Raw genomic sequence first — 3695 nt, 5'->3', positions numbered from 1 at the left:
GCCACTAGGCTGTGCGGTGAGCGGGTGCCGCCGGGAATAGCGGCCACCCACCTGCTGTTGGGCCCAACGGGTACAGATGACGCGACAAGGGAGTCAGGCATGTTCACAGGGATCGTCGAAGAGCTGGGCGAGATCGTCGCCACCGAACAGCTGGCCGACGCCGCCCGGTTGACGATCCGCGGCAAGCTGGTGACTTCCGATGCCGGGCACGGCGATTCGATCGCCGTCAACGGTGTCTGCCTCACCGTCGTCGACGTGATCGACGGCGACAGCTTCACCGTCGACGTCATGGCCGAGACGCTGAACCGGTCGAGCATCGGCGCCCTGGTCGCCGGCTCCCGCGTCAACCTCGAGCGCGCCGCCGCGATCGACAGCCGCCTCGGCGGCCACCTCGTGCAGGGCCACGTCGACGGCACCGGCACCGTGCTCTCGCGGACGCCGTCGGAGAACTGGGAGGTCGTCCGGATCTCGCTGCCCGACGCGATCGCGCGCTATGTGGTGGAGAAGGGCTCGATCACCGTCGACGGCGTCTCCCTCACCGTCTCGGGCCTCGGCATCGCCGACGAGCCCGCCGCCGACGGCAACCGCGACTGGTTCGAGGTCTCGCTGATCCCGACCACGCTGGCGCTGACCGTCCTGGGCACCGCGCCCGTCGGCACCACGGTGAATCTCGAGGTCGACGTGATCGCCAAGTACGTGGAGCGACTCGCCCAGCGAGGCTGACCTACCGCGGCCCCGGGCGGCACCGAAACCGCCTGGAGCACGCCGTACTGTGTAGGAAGAATCGAGGCCGAGAGGCCGAGAAATACGCGGCGCCAGCCGCCAAGAATACGGAGCAAGCAGACGTGACCAGGTTGGACAGCATCGAGCGCGCGGTCGCCGATATCGCGGCCGGCAAGGCTGTCGTCGTCGTCGACGACGAGGACCGGGAGAACGAGGGCGATCTCATCTTCGCGGCCGAGAAGGCCACGCCGGAGCTGGTCGCGTTCATGATCCGCTACACCTCCGGCTACATCTGCGTGCCGCTGACCGGCGACGACTGCGATCGCCTCGGCCTGCCGCCCGCCTTCGCGATGAACCAGGACAAGCACGGCACCGCCTACACCGTCTCGGTCGACGCCCGCGAGGGCATCACGACCGGCATCTCGGGCGCCGACCGCGCGGTCACCATGCGGCTGCTGGCCAGTGCCGAGGCCAAGGCCGACGAGTTCACCCGGCCCGGTCACGTGGTGCCGCTGCGCGCCAAGGACGGCGGCGTGCTGCGCCGTCCCGGCCACACCGAGGCCGCGGTCGATCTGGCCAGGATGGCCGGTCTGCGCCCGGCGGGTGTGATCTGCGAGATCGTCAGCCAGAAGGACGACGGGCACATGGCCCGCACCGACGAGCTGCGAGTCTTCGCCGATGAGCACGATCTGGCGATGATCTCGATCGCCGACATGATCGCGTGGCGGCGCAAGCACGAGAAGCATGTCGTGCGGGTGGCCGAGGCGCGGATCCCGACGGCGCACGGTGACTTCAAGGCCGTCGGCTACCAGAGCATCTTCGACGAGGCCGAGCATGTCGCGCTGGTGCGCGGTGAGATCGGCGACGGCGAGGACGTGCTGGTGCGCGTGCACTCGGAGTGCCTGACCGGCGACGTCTTCGGTTCGCTGCGGTGCGACTGCGGTCCGCAGCTGGACGCGGCGCTGGAGATGGTCGACGCCGAGGGCCGCGGTGTCGTGCTCTACATGCGCGGGCACGAGGGCCGCGGCATCGGCCTGATGCACAAGCTGCAGGCCTACCAGCTGCAGGACACCGGCCGCGACACCGTCGACGCCAATCTCGATCTCGGCCTGCCCGCCGATGCCCGTGACTACGGCACCGGCGCGCAGATTCTGGTCGACCTGGGGATCCGGTCGATGCGTCTGCTCACCAACAACCCGGCCAAGCGCGTCGGGCTGGACGGCTACGGGCTGCGGATCACCGAGCGGGTGCCGATGCCGTTGCGCGCCAATGCCGAGAACCTGCACTACCTGCGCACCAAGCGGGATCGGATGGGCCACGACCTGATCGGCCTCGACGACCTGGATCTGGGCGAAACCGCGCAGTGACCACCACTTCCGAAAGGTAGCAACGATGAGCGGCACGGGTGTCCCGTCCTTCGCGCTGGCACAGGCCAAAGACGTCAAACTCGGCATCGTCGCCTCGCGCTGGCACACCGAGATCTGCGACACCCTCGTCGCCAACGCGCAGCGCGTCGCCAAGGAAGCCGGCGTCGAGCAGGTGACCGTGGTGCGCTGCGCCGGTGCGATGGAACTGCCGGTGGTCGCCCAGGAACTGGCCCGCACGCACGACGCCGTCGTCGCGCTCGGTGTCGTGATCCGGGGTGGCACACCGCATTTCGAGTACGTGTGTGACGCGGTGACCGCCGGGCTGACCCGGGTGTCGCTGGATGCGGCGACCCCGGTCACCAACGGCGTGCTGACCACCAACGACGAGGAGCAGGCGCGTGACCGCGCCGGGCTGCCCGGTTCTTCCGAGGACAAGGGCGAGCAGGCCTGCGCCGCCGCCCTGGACGCCGCGCTCACCCTGCGCGCCCTGCGATCGGCGTGACCGTGCCGGTGGTGCGGACCTGGCGGCGCGGTGCGGGCGCATCCGAACCCGGGGCGACCTGGGAATTCGAGGTGCGGCCGCGGCGCGCGATCCGGACCGCGGTGGTCGTCGCGATCGTCATCCTCGTCTTCTTCACCGCCGGTGGTCTGCTGCTGCGCACCGGTTCGACCGGGGTGAACTTCCGGGTCGCCGACCAGGTCGGGATGATCCTGATCGGCGTCCTCGGCGCGGCCGCGGTCCTGCTGCTCACCCGGCCCAGGGTCCGCGCCGGCGCCGCGGGGGTCTCGGTCCGCAATATCCTCGGCGATCACGAGTATCCGTGGGCCTACATCCGCGGCGCCGCGTTCCCTGACCGCAAGTCGTGGGCTCGCCTCGAATTGGCCGACGATGACTACGTCCCGATGCTGGCGATCCGCTCCAACGACAAGGCCCATGCCGCCGACGCCATCGAACGCCTGCGTGAACTGGGCGCCACATATTCGTCCGACCAGGACTGACCCGCTAGCGGGTGTCGCCGAGGACCGCTCCTTCGCGGCGGGGGTCGGCGCCGCCGGTCCAGCCGTCCTTGCCGTCGCGTTGTAGTGCGCTCAGGCCGCTGGTCTGCGGTGCTACCGAGACCTGGTGGCCCATGGCGCGAAGGCGCTGGACCAGGGGATCGTGGTCGCCGTTGTCGGTGGCATTGATGTCGGGGTGTTCGCCGCCGATGCCGGTGACGGGGGTGTTGCCCGCGCCGAAGGAGACGCCGGAGACCGCCTGTTGCGGGTCGACGCCCCAATCCAGAACGTTGACCAGGGTCTTCACGACGAACTGGATGATCACCGCGCCGCCGGGTGAACCGGTCACCAGGGCGAGGTCGCCGCGGTTGCCCGCGTCGTCGCGGTCGAACACCAGGGTGGGGGCCATCGAGCTGCGCGGGCGCTTGCCGGGCTGCAGGCGGTTGGCGACCGGGGTGCCGTCCGGGTCGAGCGGGTCGGCGGCGAAGTCGGTGAGCTGATTGTTCAGCAGGAAGCCGTCGACGAAGTGGAACGAGCCGAACGCCGCCGACACGGGGGTGGGGAACGCGGCCGCGGTGGCCGACAATTAGACCACCGAGAAGTGGGGTG

Annotated in this window: 4 protein-coding genes and 1 pseudogene; 4 read left to right on the top strand and 1 reads right to left on the bottom strand. The window is 69.9% G+C overall.

What is annotated here, in order from left to right:
- The first annotated feature begins 99 nt into the window (after positions 1 to 99).
- From ACFWPJ_RS27460 to ACFWPJ_RS27445, 4 genes are all read left to right on the top strand, one after another.
- On the top strand, positions 100 to 723 hold the full coding sequence (locus ACFWPJ_RS27460) for a riboflavin synthase (protein WP_378855582.1): 624 nt from the start codon (positions 100 to 102) through the stop codon (positions 721 to 723).
- Between the two features lie 122 nt (positions 724 to 845).
- A complete protein-coding gene (locus tag ACFWPJ_RS27455; protein ID WP_378855580.1) occupies positions 846 to 2090 on the top strand; it encodes a bifunctional 3,4-dihydroxy-2-butanone-4-phosphate synthase/GTP cyclohydrolase II in 1245 nt (414 codons plus the stop codon).
- A gap of 25 nt (positions 2091 to 2115) precedes the next feature.
- The gene (gene ribH / locus ACFWPJ_RS27450) at positions 2116 to 2592 is read left to right on the top strand and encodes a 6,7-dimethyl-8-ribityllumazine synthase (protein WP_378855578.1); all 477 of its coding nucleotides are present in this window, start codon (positions 2116 to 2118) and stop codon (positions 2590 to 2592) included.
- Positions 2589 to 3089 carry a PH domain-containing protein gene (locus ACFWPJ_RS27445; protein ID WP_378855576.1) on the top strand — a complete coding sequence of 167 codons (501 nt, stop codon included), beginning with the start codon at positions 2589 to 2591 and terminating at the stop codon, positions 3087 to 3089. The genes ribH and ACFWPJ_RS27445 overlap by 4 nt, the downstream gene beginning before the upstream one ends.
- Before the next feature lie 4 nt (positions 3090 to 3093).
- Here the strand turns inward: ACFWPJ_RS27445 and ACFWPJ_RS27440 are convergent.
- Positions 3094 to 3660 (bottom strand): annotated as a pseudogene (locus tag ACFWPJ_RS27440) (gamma-glutamyltransferase); the annotation flags it as partial.
- Positions 3661 to 3695: the final 35 nt, after the last annotated feature.

It is taken from the genome of Nocardia sp. NPDC058497 (genome assembly GCF_042720195.1).
Lineage (GTDB): Bacteria > Actinomycetota > Actinomycetes > Mycobacteriales > Mycobacteriaceae > Nocardia.
Note: the sequence above shows the minus strand (reverse complement) of the source record. Positions and strands in the feature narration are given on the sequence as shown.

What these genes read in the sequence shown, in the direction of transcription:
- ribH (WP_378855578.1), top strand. Translation starts at nt 2,116, where the DNA reads ATGAGCGGCACGGGTGTCCCGTCCTTCGCGCTGGCACAGGCCAAAGAC.
- ACFWPJ_RS27460 (WP_378855582.1), top strand. Translation starts at nt 100, where the DNA reads ATGTTCACAGGGATCGTCGAAGAGCTGGGCGAGATCGTCGCCACCGAA.